This window comes from Heyndrickxia ginsengihumi, assembly GCF_011008565.1.
GTDB classification, from domain to species: Bacteria; Bacillota; Bacilli; order Bacillales; family Bacillaceae_C; genus Weizmannia; species Weizmannia ginsengihumi.
In genome coordinates, this window is record NZ_JAAIWK010000004.1 from 1 (window position 1) to 18,258 (window position 18,258).

Genomic DNA, 18,258 nt, shown 5'->3' on the forward strand with positions numbered 1-18,258 from the left:
GATCATATGTTGAATAATGCTCATCTAATTCCTTTAATATCTCGTATTTCTCTTCTGCAGAGTAAGATCTTTTGGACATAACAAATACTCCCCCATAAGCAGCCAGATTTTTATTTTTTAATCTGTCTACCTAAAGGGGAGCATATCAAGTATCCCATCGGGTTTTCTTTATAAAGGACCGGTCTTTTTTGAAAGGACTTCCTTATTTTTGCAAATTTGATTTTAACATGTTCGTTACTTTTGATCTTTCGGAATCTGGAACAGATAAGTAATAAATGCCGTTTATCTTTTCACTTGTTCCCTGCACTTCGTATTGTTCAACGTTTTTACTTGCCCCGCGATAATTAGACTGGATCTTCATCATATCGTCAAATGTTAGATTCGTTTTAACATTGTCTCCTAAAGCATTAAATATTTCATTAAAGCGTGTGACAGATTTTATGCTCGCTGCTTTTTTAATAATGGCTTCAATAACTTGACGCTGACGTTGATTTCGTCCAAAGTCACCATTCGGATCAAGGTGGCGCATTCTTACATAACCGAGCGCCTGTTTACCATTTAAATGTAATTCGCCCTTGTGATAATGATAACCTTTTTTATAATATCCTTCATCATACCAGTCAAGTTTGTTATTAACTGTAATTCCTCCGACTGCATCGACAAGCGCGCTTAGTGCCTGCATATTCACTCGTATATAATAGTTGACTGGTACGTTTGTGAAGTTTTCCACTGTTTGAATAGCCATTTTCGTACCACCATATGCATATGCAGCGTTTATTTTGTTCATAGTACCGCGGCCTGCAATTTCTGTTCGAGTATCCCTAGGAATACTGACCATTTGCATTTTTTCTGTTTTTGGGTTTAATGTAATAAAAATAATCGTATCTGAACGTCCGACATCATTTTTACGTTGATCGACGCCTAGCAAAAGAATAGAAATCGGTGGCGCATTTTTGGAATTTAATTTAGGTGTTGTATGTGATTTACCAAGGTTAACTGATTCATGCATTTTATCGGCTGTTTCCTTTGCAGAATGGTAAAGATAGTAGGCATATCCTCCACCAGCAACAATGATAATCCCAATAACACTCAAAATCGTAATTAGGACTTTTTTCATGCGTTTTTTCCTCTCTTTAAATTAAAATAGTGTCATAATAGCAGATTATAGCATGATTCTCCAAAATAGGACATTAAATTTGCAGAGGATGAAATGCTACGAAAACTTTTCTCATTGAATTATTATGTTGTTTTAACACTAATTTAGGATTTTCCCTTTATCATTATAAATGTTGCAGGATTTAAACCCTTTTTCCCTTTTTATTAAACATTAGCTAAAAATGATTCCGGTATACATAAACCGGAATTTTTTTTGTTCGCTATAACAGTGTGAAAGAAAAAAGTATAGTTTAAGAAGTATACAATTAGTATGGAAAGCATTCGCAATTTTATGTGTCATTCAGCGAATGCTTTTTTTATCGTTTTAATTTTGATTAAGAAAAAATTAAGAAAGAAATTGGACAATAGACTCATCAAGAAAAGCTTGGCTTGTGAATCAAGTATGAGAGGAGAACAATTATGAAGAAGTGGTTAGTGATTATTGTTATTTTCATTGTGATCATAGGAGGAGGTTCATTCTTTTATATAAAACATAAACAGAGTAGCAGGCAGACATTTGCACAACAAACACAAACATCCACAGTTCAAAAGGGTTCGTTAAAAGTAACAGTAAGTGGTTCCGGTACTGTTAAGTCTGCGAGTAGTAAAGATGTAACATCTGATACGATGGGAACTGTTGACGAAGTACTCGTTTCTAAAGGGGACAAGGTTAAGAAAGGTGATGAACTTGTTACTTTTACGGATGGCAGTGACCCAATTACTGCACCAAATTCAGGAACAGTTACAAGTCTTAATGTCGAAAGCGGCGATAAAGTAAACCAAGGTAAGGTTGTTGCTCATATTACAAACTATAGTGATCTGGAAACGACAATTAATGTAGACGAGCTTGATATTAATAAAGTCAAGAAAGATCAAGATGCAACGATTACATTAAGTGCAATAGAGGATAAAACATTCAAGGGAAAAGTAACAGATGTAGCACAAGAAGGTACTTCTACAAACGGTGTTTCTACATTTGAAGTGACTGTCTCTATTGAAAATCCGAAAGATATTAAGGTTGGTATGACTACTGAAGCTAATATCGTCACAGCTAATAAAAAGAATGTCGTCTACGTTCCAGTTGATGCTGTTCATACGAATGGAACTAAAAAATATGTTGTTGTGAAGAATTCAGATGGAAGCACAAGTATGCAAGCTGTTAAGGTTGGTATTAATAATGACGACAATATTGAAATTACAAGCGGCTTAACTGTTGGACAAGAAATTGTATTGCCAACGATTAAGAGCAGTTCATCTAGTTCTTCTACTTCCGGTCAAGGACGATATGGCGGAAGTGGAATGGGTGGAATGAGCGGCGGTATGCAAGGCTTCAGTGGAGGAATGTCAGGCGGAGGCTTCCGAAGTGGAGGGGCAAGCAGATGAGTAAAACATTAATTGATATTAAACAGATGGTAAAAACATATAAAATTGGTGGAGAGACCGTGACGGCTCTTCACCGAGTTTCCCTTCATATTGAAAAGGGAGAATTTATTGCAATTATCGGTCCGTCGGGATCGGGGAAATCAACATTAATGAATATGATTGGCTGTTTAGATAAACCTGATTCAGGAGAGTATCTACTAGAAGAACAACATGTCGGGAAAATGAATGATAACCAATTAGCTACGATTCGTAATCAAAAAATTGGCTTCATCTTTCAAAACTTCAATCTACTCCCGAAATTAAGTGCGATTGAAAATGTTGCATTGCCATTATTATATCAAGGAGTTTCCCAACATGATCGTGTTGAAAGGGCGAAGGAGTGCTTGAATAAAGTTGGGCTTGCTGATCGTGCCTACCATCTTCCAACACAGTTATCAGGTGGACAGCAGCAACGGGTCGCCATTGCACGCTCATTAATTTGTAATCCGCCGATTTTGCTGGCAGATGAGCCAACAGGTGCGTTAGATAGTAGAACCAGTCAAGAAATTATGGAAGTGATAAAGGCTTTAAATGAAGAAGGACGTACAATTATTTTGATTACACATGACTTAGGTGTCGCAAAACAAGCAAAAAGGGTTGTTCAAATAAAAGACGGGCAGCTCTTTGAGAACGGGGGTAATTTCATTGAAACTTCTGCCCTCTCTTAAGCTGGCATTTATCAATATTAAAACGAGTAAATTAAGATCTATTTTAACGATGCTTGGGATCATTATTGGTGTTGCATCCGTCATTGCCCTTGTATCGATTGGACAGTCCAGTACAAAATCTGTTACATCCTCAATTAATAGTCTCGGAACAAATTTATTGACCGTTACTGTCCAAGATTCAGATAGTAATGATTTTACACTAGATGATGTGAATGCACTAAAAAAATTAAGTGGCGTTAAAAATGTTGCTCCGGTCGTTAGCGGCAGGGTGACAGCAAAATATAACAGAACATCTTCTACGATTAATGTAGTAGGAACGACGGCATCCTATCAAACGATCAAAAATACAACTGTCCAAAATGGCCGTTTTTTAGCAGACATCGATAACGATCTAAGGTTAAAAGTGGCTGTCATTGGATCAGAAACGGCAACAACATTATTTGGGGCAGATAACCCTATTGGGCAACAAATTCAATTAAATGGTACTTCTTATAAAGTTGTCGGTGTTCTAAAATCGGTCGGAAGCTCAATGGGAAGCAGCGGCGATAATACAATCATTGTTCCATTAAGCACAGCAGAAAGATTATTACAATCGACAAGTATTCAATCCGTTTATGTACAAGCACAAAATTCAAACATGGTCACATTTGCTGAAAATGAATTAAATCGTTCACTGTATTCTGTTTTCCATGACAGTGATAGTTATAGTGTCGTCAATCAACAAGATGTTATGGATACAATGAGTTCTGTTTCTAGTACGTTATCACTAATGCTCGGAAGTATTGCAAGTATTTCTTTGTTAGTTGGTGGTATTGGAATCATGAATATTATGTTTGTGTCCGTTACAGAAAGAACAAAAGAAATCGGCATTCGGAAAGCAATTGGAGCGAAACGAAAAGATATATTAATGCAGTTTTTAATTGAAGCGACTGTTTTAAGCGCGCTCGGAGGATTAATTGGTATTGGCATAGCCTTTATAGCCATCAAAATTTATGAGCTGTTTGCAAGTACAACAGTTGCTTTGTCTATACCAGTAACATTGTTAGCCTTTGCCTTTTCAGTTGTCATTGGCATAGTCTTCGGTGTATTCCCGGCAAATAAAGCATCAAAATTAAATCCAATACAAGCTTTAAGGTACGAATAAAACGAGGGCATGATACGAATATCATTTGTGAATGATATTCAAGTATCAGGCCCTTTTTAAAAAACGCCGGGAAAATCTTCAATATATAGAAACTGTTTTGTTATAATTGGGAAAATGGAGGTAGAGAACATGAAACTACTTATAATAGAAGATAATGAGTCATTATTAGATTCTATGAAGCAATTTTTACAAGATGAATTCGAAGTTGAAATTGCAACAACGGGGGATGATGGCCTTTATATGGCGCAGCAAGATATTTACGACATTATTATTCTTGATGTGATGCTTCCTGAAATAGATGGATTTGAAATTTTACGGCATTTACGCCATGATAAAATTATGACGCCTGTATTGTTTGTGACAGCAAAAGATTCTCTAGAAGACCGTGTTAAAGGCTTAGAGATTGGCGGTGATGATTATATTGTCAAACCTTTTCAAGCAGATGAATTAAAAGCAAGAATCCGTGCATCTTTAAGAAGATCGGGCAGCTTAACGATTGATCATACATTACGCTATCGCGGTATTGAGCTATTTGGTAAGGAAAAAGAAATAAACATAGATGGGAAACCACTTAAACTAACAATTAAACAGTATGAATTATTAGAGTATTTAGTTCAAAATAGCGGTCATATTTTAACTAGAGAGCAAATTTTTGACCGCATATGGGGGTTTGAATCGGATACAACCGTTGCAATTGTAGAAGTGTATATTCATCATTTACGGAAAAAATTAGAGCCGTTTGGATATCACAAAGATATTCAAAATGTAAGAGGGATTGGCTATTTGCTAAAGGAGCCTACTGAATAATATATGTTTCAGAAAACAAGAATAAAATTAACGGTTTTGAATTCATGCGTGTTTATTTTACTAATCAGTGTATTAGGAAGCGTTATTTATATGTATGTCAGAAACCATATGTTTGATGATGTTGATCGCAATATTATGGATGCCATTCATCGTGTTGAAAAAGCAGGGCTAGTTCAACAAATGCATGATCCACGATTGCGGCTATTAATTTGGGGTAACGATAAAATCATTAGTAATATAGATGGTCCTGATGAGTATATTTTTGAAAAAAACGCATCTAAGTTTATGCCCCATCAAATGAACGAATTTCAAGATATAGAAGTAGACGATTCGTATTTTCGTACTTTTTCTGTAAAAGCCATTGTCCAAGGTAAGACAGTTACATTGCAATTTGTAGAAAATATTGATGGAGAAATGATGATGCTTCACAAGCTTATGCTTATTACGATTATCGGCTGTGTTTTAGCGGGCATCTTTGCGGTAATCGCAGGTTTTATTTTAGCCGAGCGGGCATTAAAACCAATTAAGCGATCATGGGAGAAACAGCAGCAATTCGTTTCTGATGCGTCACATGAGCTCCGGACACCGCTGGCGGTTATTCAGTCGCGAGCTGAATTATTGCTCCAAAAACCAGCGGCAACCATCCAAGATCAAATTTCTAATATTTCTGTTGTCTTAAAAGAATGCAGACGTTTGACTAAATTAGTGGCGAACTTGCTTACATTAGCACGTTCAGATTCCAATGAAATTGAAATTGAAAAGAAAGAATTCTATTTGGATGAATTATTAAAAGAGATTACCGAGCATTTTTCAGAAGTGGCATCTATTCAAGGAAAAGAAATCGTATTAAAGTCTGCTCCACCTATTACGTTTATCGGTGATCGTGATCGTATTCATCAACTGATTGTTATTTTACTAGATAATGCGATGAAATATACAGATGAACACGGAACCATCCAACTTTCTTGTTTTGAAGAGAAGAACCACGTAGGATTGATGGTGAAAGATAATGGGATTGGCATTAAAGAGGAAGACCAGGTAAAAATCTTTGACCGGTTTTATCAGGTGAGCAAGTCGAGAACGAAGACCGACAGCTTAGGATTAGGTCTTTCAATTGCACAGTGGATTGTAGAAAAACATGGCGGGAAAATTAAAGTAGAGAGTAAGTTTGGGGAAGGTACGACCTTTATTATTACTTTTTCGAAAAAGAAAATAAAGTAGCTAAAAGGGACAGATGTGATGGAATGAACTCATATCTGTCCCTTTTTAATAATGTATATAAGATAAAAAAATATGTGAGCGTAAAAAGCTCACATATTCTTTGAGATTAACTTTCAATTTGGACTTTGCTGTTACGGCTAATTTTCCATGATAAAACAAAACCGATTATAGATAATAATAGGAAGACAATATTAATAATCAGTCCAATGATACTGGATTCGATTCTCATTAATGAGAAGGAATTGTTATATCTTTGCACTCCTCCAGCTCCCATTCCAGCCATTTGGCGGTTTCCGTATCCGCCGCTCATTTCTCCTGAACTATTTGTACTGTTTGAACTGCTAGTTGAACTACTGCTGGAACTATTATTACTATTGTTATTTCCATATTGTTGCATCATTCCGGATGGCCGCGACATGTTATTTTTCATATGGGAAGTTGAAAAATACGAATAAATTCCTAATCCCCCTTGAAGAAATAATAAGATGGAAGTAATGAGGCTTATCCAAAAATGGGCTTTCACTGTCTGTGACATTTTCAATACTCTCCTTTTTATAAAATAATGAACTTGTTGTAGGTATGGACTTCAACACCTATTATGAAATAGTTTCATTAATTTTCACTTAAAAAGGAGAAGAGGTTTTCCCGAGAATTATTTATTCTTGTTCATCAATTTCACGAATTAAGTTCCAAGTACGATAAATACGGTCTGTCATTTTTTCTGGATCTTTCAATAACAATTGATAAAAATTTTCATTATGGCTAAGTGTATCTAATAGTTTTTTCTCAGAAGAGCTGATCAGTTCACTTGGTTCATTTATTTCCGGATTATTAGTAATTCCTAATAAATAGTCAACAGAAACTTTCAGTGTCCGTGATATTTCATATAGAACTTTAATAGAAGGAAAACTGTATCCTGTTTCGTAATTTGAAATATTCCGATCTGTTGTGCCAATCAATTTAGCAAGTTCGGGCTGAGTATATCCGCGATCTTCACGGATCTTTTTTAATCGAGTAGCAAAAAATTGTTTCAGCTCATCTATGCTTCTATCTTTTTTGTCTGGCATAGTATAATTCTCCTTAAAAATTTCAAAAATTAAGTTGACACACAAAATAATTGTGTTAATATATGATTAAAGAAATTATTTTGTGGTTAATCTTTTAATAAAGATTATTAAAAACGTTGATAAGAGTTACAGGATAAAGTCATGCCAAAACTAAGAAACTTTATCTTCACTATAAAGCCTCAAATTCGCCAAATTATTAGTTGTCGTCCTGTAACTCTTTTTTTTACATTATACTAATATTAGTTTATCATGTATTTCGTTATTTTTTAATATTTATAGAGTTAAGTTTCATTTCTTTTCGAGAGAAACCCCCGAATATGATTATATTCGGGGGTTCGTGGTTGCCGTGTAATGCTATTTCAAATTTTGTAAATGGGTATTTACATTAATGGCGTGAAAACGGCTGTCATCATCTGAATTTTTATAGATGGTAATTCCCGTATTTTCTTGGGGAATCATACGATAATTGCGAAACGGTATTTCAAGTGTCCCCGCAACAAAAAATCTAATGGCTAAACTATGGGCGACAATTAAGATTGTTTCATTCGGATGCTGTTCTGTTTTTTCATCAATGAATGCGCGGAACCGTTTATAAACCTCACTGCCATTTTCGCCTTCAATTCCAGCCCTTGTTGTATATGGATCTTCTAACCAATGACTCCAATTATCTGGGTATTCCTTGGAGAAATCTTCTAACTTTTTTCCTTCCCATAAGCCAAAATCAGTCTCAACAATTCTGGCATCTTGTTGTACAGTAATTTCTCTATTTTGTAAAATCAAGCGGGCAGTATCGTATGCACGAGACAATGTGGAAGAATATGCTGCATCAAAATCCACATTTTGCAAATATTCACCAGCTTGAAGAGCCTGTTTTTTTCCAAGTTCAGATAAGCCAATATCACTTAATCCGCAATATTTATTGTCATGTGCGTTCCATTCTGATTGACCATGTCGTACTAAATAGAAAGTTGTCATATTAACCTCTTTTCATCTTCTTTCTGTAAAACTTTATCTTTATTGTAGCAAATCACGGACAATGAAGAAAATATGATAGAAGAAGTATAATTTTTTCTAATCCAAAAATTAATAATTGATAAGATATAATCATCTATTATATAATAATACAGGATGCTAGCTATAGTACTATAATAGTTAGTAGAGATGAACCAAACATTTTGCACAATTCCATAATATCGCTCAATTACATTTTTTGTAAGCGGGGGAACCAATTTTTGTACATGTTTGTACATTTGGGGTGAAACCTTTTATAGGTGGGGAGACTCTTTATTCCCTAATCCGTCAGCTAACCTCGTAAGCGTCTAGAGAGAGTCATGCGTGTCTAGTAACACGTATTTTTCAAGTGCTTACTGCGAAGGATCTCTCTTTCGTAGTTTTTTTTTACAGTAATATGTATAGTAGAATCTAACATTCTACTATTACTGAAATCAGTATCATTATATATAACATCTAGGAGGGGTTTTTATGAGAAAGATAAGCTTAGCTTGGCAAATTTTTATTGGCTTAATACTTGGCATTATCATTGGGGCTGTTTTTCATGGCAGTGATCAAGTAGCCAACTTTCTGCAACCATTTGGGGATATTTTCTTACGATTAATCAAAATGATTGTGATTCCAATCGTAGTGTCAAGTCTAATTGTTGGTATAGCTGGGGCAGGGGATTTAAAGCAAGTTGGTAAATTAGGGCTCAAAGCACTGATTTATTTTGAAATCGTGACAACGATTGCGATCATTGTTGGATTATTATCAGCTAATTTGGTTCATCCTGGTTCAGGTGTTAATATGGGTTCATTAACGAAAACAGATATTAACAGTTATGTGCAAACAGAAAAGCAAACACATGAGCAAGGTTTTGTAGCTACAATTGAAAGTATCGTTCCAACGAATTTATTCGAATCACTAGCGGAAGGAAATATGCTTCCAATCATTTTCTTCTCAGTTATGTTTGGTGTTGGTGTAGCTGCTATTGGGGAGAAAGGTCAACCTGTTCTTCGCTTTTTCCAAGGTGTTAGTGAAGCGATGTTTTATATTACGAATTTAATTATGAGATTAGCACCAATTGGCGTTTTTGCTCTAATCGGTGTAACTGTGACAAAATTTGGACTCGTTTCTTTAATCCCATTAAGTAAACTCGTTATTACTGTTTATATTACAATTATCTTTTTTGTTATCGTCGTACTAGGGTTAATTGCAAAACTTGTTGGAATTAATATTTTTAATATCTTTAAAATTTTAAAAGATGAATTAATATTGGCGTATTCAACAGCAAGTTCAGAGGCAGTTCTGCCGAAATTAATGGAGAAAATGGAAAAGTTCGGCTGCCCTAAATCAATTACGTCACTTGTTATTCCAACTGGTTATTCTTTTAACTTAGATGGTTCTACCCTTTATCAATCGCTTGCAGCATTATTTATTGCACAAATGTATGGCATTCATCTATCTATTAGTGCCCAAATTTCACTTGTGTTGGTATTAATGGTTACTTCAAAAGGGATTGCGGGAGTTCCAGGAGTTTCCTTCGTCGTATTATTGGCGACATTAGGTTCAGTCGGCATTCCATTAGAAGGACTTGCATTCATCGCAGGTATTGACCGTATTCTGGATATGGCAAGAACAGCTGTCAACGTAGTCGGTAACTCTCTTGCAACGATTGTTGTCTCAAAATGGGAAGGAAAATACGACAAAGCAAAAGCAAAAGCATATTTGGCAGAAATTGATCATAAAGAATCTGAATATGCAACAGAAGCAAAATAATAGAAAAAAAGATCACATCTACATTGGATGTGATCTTTTTTACTTTACTGTATAAAAGGGGTCAGGCACCATGAATAATTTTGCAATTCTTCCACAAAATATATAAAAAAGATAGGAGTGGAAGTATATGAAAAAAATAGTTCTTTCAATAGCTATACTTCTTTCGATTAGTATTGGCGCTTATTTTCAGGAGGGACATGCAAAAGTAGAAAATACAATGCAAACAAAACATCATCATATATCTGAAAAACAAGCTAGAGAAATTGCCTTGAAAAGAGTAAAAGGAAAAGTGATCCATGTAGAATTGGAAAAAGATAATGGAAATACCTATTATGAGGTAAAAATGAAGGCATCCAACAACATATACAAACTTGAGATTGACACAAAAACAGGAAAAATTGTCGAAATAGAAAAAGTAAATGAATAGTAATAAACATGATAAAAGACTGTATATAAAAATTGATATACAGTCTTTTATCATGTAAGGGCGATGTACGGGATTAATCTATTTTCGTATTTAATGACAGTGAACTATCAAAACAATAATGAGGATGTCACATTTTTCTTAGTGATAACGCTTCCCCGATTTTGTTTAATATTTTTTCGCTCTTTTCTTTTCCTTTTGTCATAACATTTACGTATAGGGCATCAATTAAACTTAATTGTGCAACGCGTGCTGAAATGGCACCTGAGCGAAAATCTGATTCGCATGAAGTAGTAAATAAAGGAACATCAACCTTTTGGCTTAAAGGGGATTTGGCAAAATTTGTTATACCGATTGATTTGGCACCGCTCTCTTTTACGACTTCAAGAAGTTGCAGCATATCTTTATTAGAACCAGAATAGGAGATAATAATTGCGACATCTTGAGGTGTTAATTGTGAGGCGCTCATCATTTGTAAATGCGTATCTGTATATGCAACTGTTTGCAAGCCTGTGCGTAAAAATTTATGTTGGGCATCAAGAGCAATAATGCCAGATCCCCCATTACCATAAAACTCGATTCGTCTTGCATTCAAAATGATATGGACAGCATGATGAAAAGAATTTTCATTAAACGTATGCATTGTATCTTGCAAAGTATTCATATTTGACTTAAATACTTTTTCAGCAATTTCTTTTTCACTATCAGTTTCTTGAATCGTTTCAAAGATATCTTGAACAGGTGTAGATATCTCAGAAGCTAAGGCGATTTTCATTGCTTGAAAGCCATTAAATCCGATCCGTTTACAAAAGCGAAAGACAGTTGCATCAGCAACAAACATGTCTTCAGCTACTTGGCTAATTGTACTATGAATTACTTTATTAGGATAATTTGTAATATAGTCAGCTATTTTTCTTTCTTTCTCGCTAAACTGTGTATACATCGCATGAATTCTCCGCAAGCACGGAATTGATTCCATATTTTCTCCCATTGTCCATACCCCTTTATGCATAATTCTTAATAGTATTGTATTACAAAAAAAATAAATTTGAAAGCGTTATCCATTGGTGCCTGACCCCTTTTGTGCTTTATTGCACAAAAGGGGTCAGGCACTTTTTTGAAAAAAATTTCAACATTTTTCTTGAATAAAAAAATTTTTGTCGTAAAATTGAATTATACTAAAAAATATTTCACTGGTAATGAATGTAACCGATTACTAGATTAGTTGTAAATTTTTTTGTTGTGAATTGTAAGCCTTATCAAGCAACATTAATCAACACGAAATTATTCAATCGATTAGGAGTGGGCAGAATGGAAAGTTTGTTTGGGTTAAGTCATAGTAATAGTTTGCTAATTTATACGTTAGTAGCTATTATTCTATTAATTTTTCTTATTGCTAAAGTGAATTGGCATCCATTTATTTCATTATTAGTTGTATCAGTTCTCCTCGGAATGGCGGCAGGAATGAAATTGCCAGCAGTGGCCGACGCCATTCAAGATGGTGTTGGAAGTACACTTGGCTCGATTGCAGTCATTATTGGTTTAGGTACGATGCTAGGAAAAATGATGGCAGAGTCAGGCGGTGCAGACCGTATTGCAAATACATTGCTAAATAAATTTGGGGAAAGAAAAGTTCACTGGACTATGATGGCTGTTGCCTTTATCGTTGGTATCCCTGTTTTCTTTGAAGTTGGTGTTGTATTATTAATTCCACTTCTTTATACAATTGCAAGAAGAACAAAAATGTCATTAGTAAAGATTGGTATCCCAATGTTGGCTGGCTTATCAACTGTTCATGGACTACTTCCACCACATCCAGCGCCAATGATCGCTGTTGAGGGGTTACACGCAAACGTTGCCAAAACGATTTTGTATGCAATCATTGTTGGACTTCCAGCAGCAATTATTGCTGGGCCAGTATTTGGTAGTTTTATCGCAAAAAGAATTAAAGTAGAACCTCCAAAACAATTATCAGAGCAGTTTTCTAAAAAAGATGATAGGAAATTGCCTAGTTTCGGAACAACAATGATTACGATTCTATTACCAGTGATTTTAATGTTAATTGGATCATTAAGTACTGTTTTCCATGAAAGTTCAGTTATAGCTGAGTGGAGCTCATTTTTAGGAAAACCGATTATTGCTTTAGTTATTTCTGTAATCGTTTCCTTCTTTACACTCGGATATGCTCGAGGATTCAATAAAAAACAACTTTCCTCATTTATGGGTGAATGTTTGGCGCCAACTGCAACTATTATTCTTGTGATCGGTGCAGGCGGTGCGTTTAAAAATATTTTAATTACAAGTGGAGTTGGTAATGCAATCGCTGATTTAGCAACAAGCGCAAATATCTCACCAATTTTATTTGCTTGGTTTGTTGCAGCGCTTATTCGTGTTGCTACAGGTTCTGCTACAGTAGCAATGACAACAGCAGTAGGAATTGTGGCACCAGTATTAGCACATGCAACTGGCAGCGTAAATATTGAATTAATTGTTCTTGCAATCGGTGCGGGATCACTCATCCTATCCCATGTAAACGATGCAGGCTTCTGGATGGTAAAAGAGTTTTTTAATATGACAGTTACACAAACATTAAAAACATGGACAGTAATGGAAACGCTTCTTTCAGTCATTGCTTTAGTTCTTATTCTCGTGATTAATGCTATAGTATAATAGTATTGAAGGACGGAAATATTCGAATAATAAAAATATGTTTTGAAAGCGAATTATAAAAAGTGGGGCAAGATCCCTTTTAGAGGTGACAGACATGCAGTGGAAATATATGTTGGGTGTAGATATCGGAACAACGAGTACGAAGGCGGTGCTTTTCACAAAAAAAGGAGAATTTGTGAAGAAGGTGTCGAAAGGATATCCATTATATAGTCCAACGCCATCAGTTGCTGAACAGGATCCCGATGCAATCTTTCGGGCTGTCATGTTGGCGATTGGTGAAGTAATGATTGAAAGCGGAATTGAAAAAGAAGAGCTCGGATTTATTTCATTTAGTTCAGCAATGCATAGTGTAATAGCTGTCGATGAAAATGGTGTCCCCCTTACTAAAAGCATTACATGGGCAGACAATCGAAGTGTGAAGTATGCGGACCAATTGAAAAAGTCTCCAAGAGGGCAGCAAGTTTATCAACGGACAGGGACACCGATTCATCCAATGTCTCCATTAGCAAAATTAATGTGGTTAAAAGAAGAACATACAGATGTCTTTGCAAAGACTGCCAAATTTCTAGGCATTAAAGAATATATTTTCTATAAATTATTTAACGAATATGTAATGGATTATTCTCTTGCTTCCGCAACAGGAATGTTTAATATTGAAAAGCTAACATGGGATGAAGAGGCATTAGAAATTGCGGGTGTTCAAGCAGATCGCTTGCCAAAATTAGTTCCAACTACATATATGTTTAAAGAGCTAAATGAAGATATGGCCTCTAAATTAAACATATCACCGAATACTCCCTTTGTGATCGGGGCAAGTGATGGGGTATTATCAAATCTAGGTTTGAATGCAATTAAACCTGGTGTTTTAGCAGTAACGATTGGAACGAGCGGTGCCATTCGTACGGTTAGTGATCGTCCAATCACTGATCCGAAGGGGAGAACGTTCTGCTATGCATTAACAGAGAACCATTGGGTAGTAGGAGGTCCAGTCAATAATGGCGGTATCACATTCCAATGGGCGCGCGATCAATTCGGCCAGTTAGAGATTCAGAAGGCAAAAGCTGGGGGAGAAGACCCATATGAATTATTAACGGCAATGGCAGAGCAAGTCGCTCCTGGTGCTGATGGTCTTATTTTTCATCCGTATATGGCAGGTGAACGTGCACCACTATGGAATGCCGAGGCGCGCGGTTCTTTCTTCGGACTTGCATTACATCATACGCGTGCACATTTTGTACGTGCTGTGCTTGAAGGTGTTATGTACAATTTGTATAGCGTCATGCTCGCACTCCAAGAACTAGTCGGTGAACCGAAAAAAATTCATGCAAGCGGAGGATTTGTTCGTTCGAAACTTTGGAGACAAATTATGGCAGATGTCTTTAATCAAGAAGTGATGATTCCGGAAAGCTATGAAAGTTCAAGCCTTGGTGCTGCTGTGTTAGGATTATATGCGCTTGGCGAAGTCGAAAGTCTTGAGGTTGTTGAACAAATGGTTGGTTCAACAAATAAGCTTGAGCCGATCGAAGAGAATGTCAAAGTTTACGAAGAATTAATGGGGATTTTCTTATCAGTAAGCAGAAAACTGGAAGACGATTATCATAGAATCGCCAAATATCAAAGAAAACATTTAGATGAATAATGTTGATTGAAGCCGTACATTTGTTGTACGGCTTTTTTATACGGCTTTGTTAAATAATTTTGTTGATATTCGATAAAAACAAACAAATGTTCTATAATAATCAAAAGAACGTATGTTTGTATTTCTTGAAATGACGTTAAGAGAATTGATAGCGGAGATAAAAAAATTAAATTCAGCAGAACAATATCGTTTAAAAGAATTCTTTATTAATTCAATTGCGTCATTTTCATTTAGTGAACCAGTATTTCGGGAAGTAACAGAACGTAAAAATAAAGATGATACACTTGTGTACATTGTGGTTCTAAGCAAGTTGTACGTTTTGGTAAGTATGGGGTGAAACTCGGACTTAAAGAAATTAAACTTCAAAGATACCGTTGTAAAGATTGTCATAAAACTTTTACTGATGTTACCTCAACTCCCCTTCACCACACTCATAAACCTGAAAAAATGGTTAGACTTTATTAGATGTATGTTGGAAGGGTATTCTCTTCGTAAATCAGCAGACCTTATTGGTGATGTTCATTTCGTTACCCTATTTTACTGGAGACACAAAGTATTATCATCCCTTAAACAAATGGATTTCGAGAAATTTTCGGGGATAGTGGAAATGGACGAAACGTATTCTCTGTACTCCGAAAAAGGAAAAAGAAATATCGAAGGGAGAAAACCTCGCAAACGTGGAGGTTCTTCAAAGTTTCGTGGTATCAGTCACGAACAAGTTTGTGTTTTAATTGCAAGAGACCGCCAAAAATTTACCTATTCAGGTGTTCTTGTAAAGGGCGAATTATGAAAACTCAATTAGACAAGGTTATTGGCTCTAAATTATCATCAGATAACACACTTTGCATAGATGCTTGGAGGGCTTTTTCCACTTATGCTAAAAGCAAAGGATTAGAACATTACCGTTTTAAGTCAGATGGGACAGAACGAGTAAAAGGGCTGTATCATATTCAAAATGTCAATGACTATCACAGTCGATTAAAAAGATGGATGCAACGATTTAATGGCGTAGCAACAAAATATCTCCAAAATTACCTTGTGTGGTTTGCATTTCTCGATAGCGTACATTTTAAAACAGATGGTATGTTTATCAAACAGTTTCTTGTGGAAAGTTGTGTTCATCCAATGACAGAAACGAATAGAACACTCCGTAAAAAGAAATTTGTTGCATAAATGAACTTGTGTAATCAAAAGGTATTTCGAAATTTTCACAGAATTTATGATATTAAATTTAAATATACAATTTAACTGCTCGAACTTTTACTAAAGGGGGCAATAAGAAAAGAGGTGTTAAATTGAAATACATTTACTATGTGTTATCACTAATTCCAGTAGCGTTTTTATTTCATTTCTATGAATATGGGCAACATCTAAAAGGAGAAGAGGCGAGATATTTATTTCCAACTTGGCTCATTTATATGCTAATTACAGGTTTGTTGTCTGTGTATATCAAAAAGCGTTATATGCTATTATTCCAAATTATTTCTTGTGTAATTTCTGTTTTATTAGCAAAATTATGGATAGCAAATGATGGTGCTTGGTTTACACCATTTGGACGAGATGTGGCAGTAGTCTGGATTGCAGGGATAACTTGTGTAGGGCAATTGATTATAAGGGCTTGCTTAAAGGTTTTTTAAAAGAATGGCAAATTATCTTTGAATCAAGATGGGAAGTGAAAATAGTTTTTTAGGTAAAGCAAGTTGATAAATAGGCTCAGTTCTTTTCCAATAGAACCGAACCTATTTTTTACATGTGTTAATCAACATTATAGTCTAACATAGCCTTTTATAAAAATCGCTTTCTTGACACGTTCCTTTACAGTAGGATCGGAAAATAAGCTTGTTCTTTTCTATGATTCACGAAAATAAGAAAGTAAAGAAACAATTTATTTTCGTGAACTAAATTGTTTCTATAAAAGTATCAAAGCTGATTGAAGCGGAAGGTGCGAGATGTGTATGGAGATTAACGAGATTGCTGAAACCCGCAGATGTGCAGCACCAAGGAGGTCTCAGCGTGTTCATGAAAAGCGAGCATCCTGAAGCGAAAATCAACGAATAAAGCCATTGTGTAAAAGAACGATTGTTTAGATAAAAGATAAAATAAAAAACAAGTGATGCATGATAGAAAAATATTGATAAAATAGTGAAGGAGGAAAGAAAACATTTATGGAGGGTATTCATAATGGTGTGAAAAAAGGTTTTAATCAAAAATTAAGGGGAAATTAATATTGTTCTAGTAGAAAAATGCATAGAATAAGATATAATTTTTTTGAAAACGAAAAGGAGAAGAAAATGATGCTAAAACGTTTCAGTTCAATCATTCTTAGCGCTGCTGTTATATTAGGGCTTGGAATGAACAGCGTTGTAAAAGCTGCAGGTTCAGATGATCAAGGAATAGATGAAAAATATGGGGAACCGATTGTTGTACTTGGAGAAACATTATCCGCTTCCCAAAAAGCTGAAGTAGAAAAATTACTTGGCGTAGATGATAGTAGTCAAGTACAAGAAATTACTGTAACTGGTGAAGATCTTGTTCACTATATTCAGGGTGAAGATCGCAACTCACATATGTACTCTTCGGCAAAAATTACGAGAAATGATTCTGGAAATGGAATCAATGTTAAAATCGTAACGCCAGAGAATATTACACAAGTTACGGCTGATATGTATAAAAATGCTCTATTAACAGCGGGAGTTGAAAATGCAGATATTGAAGTAGCTTCCCCAATTAAAGTGAGCGGGCATTCTGCTTTAGTAGGTATATATAAAGCATATGATTCAAGTAGCAGCAGCAATGATAAATTAGATTCTGACCGCACGAAAGTAGCAAGCCAAGAATTAAATGTAGCAACAGACTTAGCTAAAAATGATAATTTAAGCAATGATCAAGTAACACAACTTTTGTCTGAAATTAAGCAAGAAATTGCCAATCAACATCCAGCTACAAAAGCAGATATTGAACAGATTGTCGATGATAAATTAAAGTCTTTAAACATTCAATTAAGTGATTCTGATCGCCAGTTGCTTATTAATTTATTTGATGAAATGCGCAAGCTTAATATTAATTTTGGTTCTGTAAAAAGTGAATTAAGCGATTTATCAAGTAAGCTAAGCGATAAATTGAAAAATGTTGCGAGTGATAAAGGATTTTGGCAAAGTGTTGCTGACTTCTTTGGGAAAATCTTTTCAGCAATTGGAAGCTTTTTCTCTAGTCTTGCAGGATAATTGGTCGGTATTGCAAAAAAGGTTTGACATCCATTCAACGATGGT

17 protein-coding genes, 1 pseudogene and 1 riboswitch are annotated in these 18,258 nt (G+C 35.3%); of the genes and pseudogenes, 13 read left to right on the forward strand and 5 right to left on the reverse strand.

The annotated features are described in order from the left end of the window. Positions 1–202: 202 nt before the first annotated feature. On the reverse strand, positions 203–1,117 hold the full coding sequence (locus tag G4D61_RS03865) for an LCP family glycopolymer transferase (RefSeq protein WP_025730380.1): 915 nt from the start codon (positions 1,115–1,117) through the stop codon (positions 203–205). A gap of 458 nt (positions 1,118–1,575) precedes the next feature. Here G4D61_RS03865 and G4D61_RS03870 point away from each other — a divergent pair, with 458 nt between their 5' ends. The 5 genes from G4D61_RS03870 (at position 1,576) to G4D61_RS03890 (ending at position 6,417) form a co-directional block, all read left to right on the forward strand. After that, a complete protein-coding gene (locus G4D61_RS03870; RefSeq protein ID WP_025730383.1) occupies positions 1,576–2,538 on the forward strand; it encodes an efflux RND transporter periplasmic adaptor subunit in 963 nt (320 codons plus the stop codon). Beyond that, entirely contained in the window at positions 2,535–3,245 is a 711-nt protein-coding gene (locus G4D61_RS03875) for an ABC transporter ATP-binding protein (protein ID WP_025730385.1), read from the forward strand. Before G4D61_RS03870 ends, G4D61_RS03875 begins: the two co-directional genes overlap by 4 nt. Next, complete coding sequence (locus G4D61_RS03880; protein WP_025730387.1) at positions 3,223–4,389, forward strand: ABC transporter permease; 1,167 nt, start codon at positions 3,223–3,225, stop codon at positions 4,387–4,389. The genes G4D61_RS03875 and G4D61_RS03880 overlap by 23 nt, the downstream gene beginning before the upstream one ends. Positions 4,390–4,518: 129 nt before the next feature. Further along, positions 4,519–5,196 (forward strand): response regulator transcription factor, encoded by a 678-nt coding sequence (locus G4D61_RS03885; RefSeq protein ID WP_035355543.1) that lies wholly within the window; start codon positions 4,519–4,521, stop codon positions 5,194–5,196. A gap of 3 nt (positions 5,197–5,199) precedes the next feature. After that, complete coding sequence (locus tag G4D61_RS03890) at positions 5,200–6,417, forward strand: sensor histidine kinase (protein ID WP_025730391.1); 1,218 nt, start codon at positions 5,200–5,202, stop codon at positions 6,415–6,417. A gap of 106 nt (positions 6,418–6,523) precedes the next feature. Here G4D61_RS03890 and G4D61_RS03895 read toward each other — a convergent pair whose 3' ends face one another. The 3 genes from G4D61_RS03895 to G4D61_RS03905 all read right to left on the reverse strand — a co-directional run bounded on the left by G4D61_RS03895 (position 6,524) and on the right by G4D61_RS03905 (position 8,459). Further along, a complete protein-coding gene (locus G4D61_RS03895; protein ID WP_025730393.1) occupies positions 6,524–6,952 on the reverse strand; it encodes a hypothetical protein in 429 nt (142 codons plus the stop codon). A 121-nt stretch (positions 6,953–7,073) separates the two neighbouring features. After that, a complete protein-coding gene (locus G4D61_RS03900; RefSeq protein WP_025730395.1) occupies positions 7,074–7,484 on the reverse strand; it encodes a helix-turn-helix domain-containing protein in 411 nt (136 codons plus the stop codon). A gap of 354 nt (positions 7,485–7,838) precedes the next feature. After that, positions 7,839–8,459 carry a histidine phosphatase family protein gene (locus tag G4D61_RS03905; RefSeq protein WP_025730397.1) on the reverse strand — a complete coding sequence of 207 codons (621 nt, stop codon included), beginning with the start codon at positions 8,457–8,459 and terminating at the stop codon, positions 7,839–7,841. A 209-nt stretch (positions 8,460–8,668) separates the two neighbouring features. Beyond that, positions 8,669–8,818, forward strand: a riboswitch (cyclic di-AMP (ydaO/yuaA leader). Between the two features lie 148 nt (positions 8,819–8,966). On the opposite strand from G4D61_RS03905, the gene gltP reads away from it, so the two are divergent. Continuing rightward, positions 8,967–10,256 carry a glutamate/aspartate:proton symporter GltP gene (gene gltP, locus G4D61_RS03910; protein WP_025730398.1) on the forward strand — a complete coding sequence of 430 codons (1,290 nt, stop codon included), beginning with the start codon at positions 8,967–8,969 and terminating at the stop codon, positions 10,254–10,256. Positions 10,257–10,383: 127 nt separating this feature from the next. Further along, positions 10,384–10,683, forward strand: a complete 300-nt coding sequence (locus G4D61_RS03915; RefSeq protein ID WP_025730400.1) for a PepSY domain-containing protein — start codon at positions 10,384–10,386, stop codon at positions 10,681–10,683. A gap of 127 nt (positions 10,684–10,810) precedes the next feature. On the opposite strand, the gene G4D61_RS03920 is transcribed toward G4D61_RS03915, so the two are convergent. Further along, positions 10,811–11,671, reverse strand: coding sequence for a MurR/RpiR family transcriptional regulator (locus G4D61_RS03920; protein WP_025730401.1), 861 nt, complete (start codon positions 11,669–11,671; stop codon positions 10,811–10,813). Positions 11,672–11,991: 320 nt separating this feature from the next. Between G4D61_RS03920 and G4D61_RS03925 the strand changes: the two genes are divergently transcribed. The 6 genes and pseudogenes from G4D61_RS03925 (at position 11,992) to G4D61_RS03945 (ending at position 18,213) form a co-directional block, all read left to right on the forward strand. Then, complete coding sequence (locus tag G4D61_RS03925) at positions 11,992–13,350, forward strand: GntP family permease (RefSeq protein WP_025730403.1); 1,359 nt, start codon at positions 11,992–11,994, stop codon at positions 13,348–13,350. 94 nt (positions 13,351–13,444) lie between these two features. Next, positions 13,445–14,989: a gluconokinase gene (gntK, locus tag G4D61_RS03930; protein ID WP_035355540.1), complete on the forward strand. Its 1,545-nt coding sequence runs from the start codon at positions 13,445–13,447 to the stop codon at positions 14,987–14,989. 354 nt (positions 14,990–15,343) lie between these two features. After that, positions 15,344–15,454 (forward strand): IS1/IS1595 family N-terminal zinc-binding domain-containing protein, encoded by a 111-nt coding sequence (locus G4D61_RS18615; RefSeq protein WP_437177733.1) that lies wholly within the window; start codon positions 15,344–15,346, stop codon positions 15,452–15,454. A 4-nt stretch (positions 15,455–15,458) separates the two neighbouring features. Next, positions 15,459–16,162, forward strand: a pseudogene (locus G4D61_RS03935) (IS1595 family transposase). Positions 16,163–16,284: 122 nt separating this feature from the next. Beyond that, positions 16,285–16,626: a hypothetical protein gene (locus tag G4D61_RS03940; protein ID WP_035355537.1), complete on the forward strand. Its 342-nt coding sequence runs from the start codon at positions 16,285–16,287 to the stop codon at positions 16,624–16,626. A 657-nt stretch (positions 16,627–17,283) separates the two neighbouring features. Further along, on the forward strand, positions 17,284–18,213 hold the full coding sequence (locus tag G4D61_RS03945; protein WP_025730409.1) for a DUF1002 domain-containing protein: 930 nt from the start codon (positions 17,284–17,286) through the stop codon (positions 18,211–18,213). Positions 18,214–18,258 lie beyond the last annotated feature (45 nt).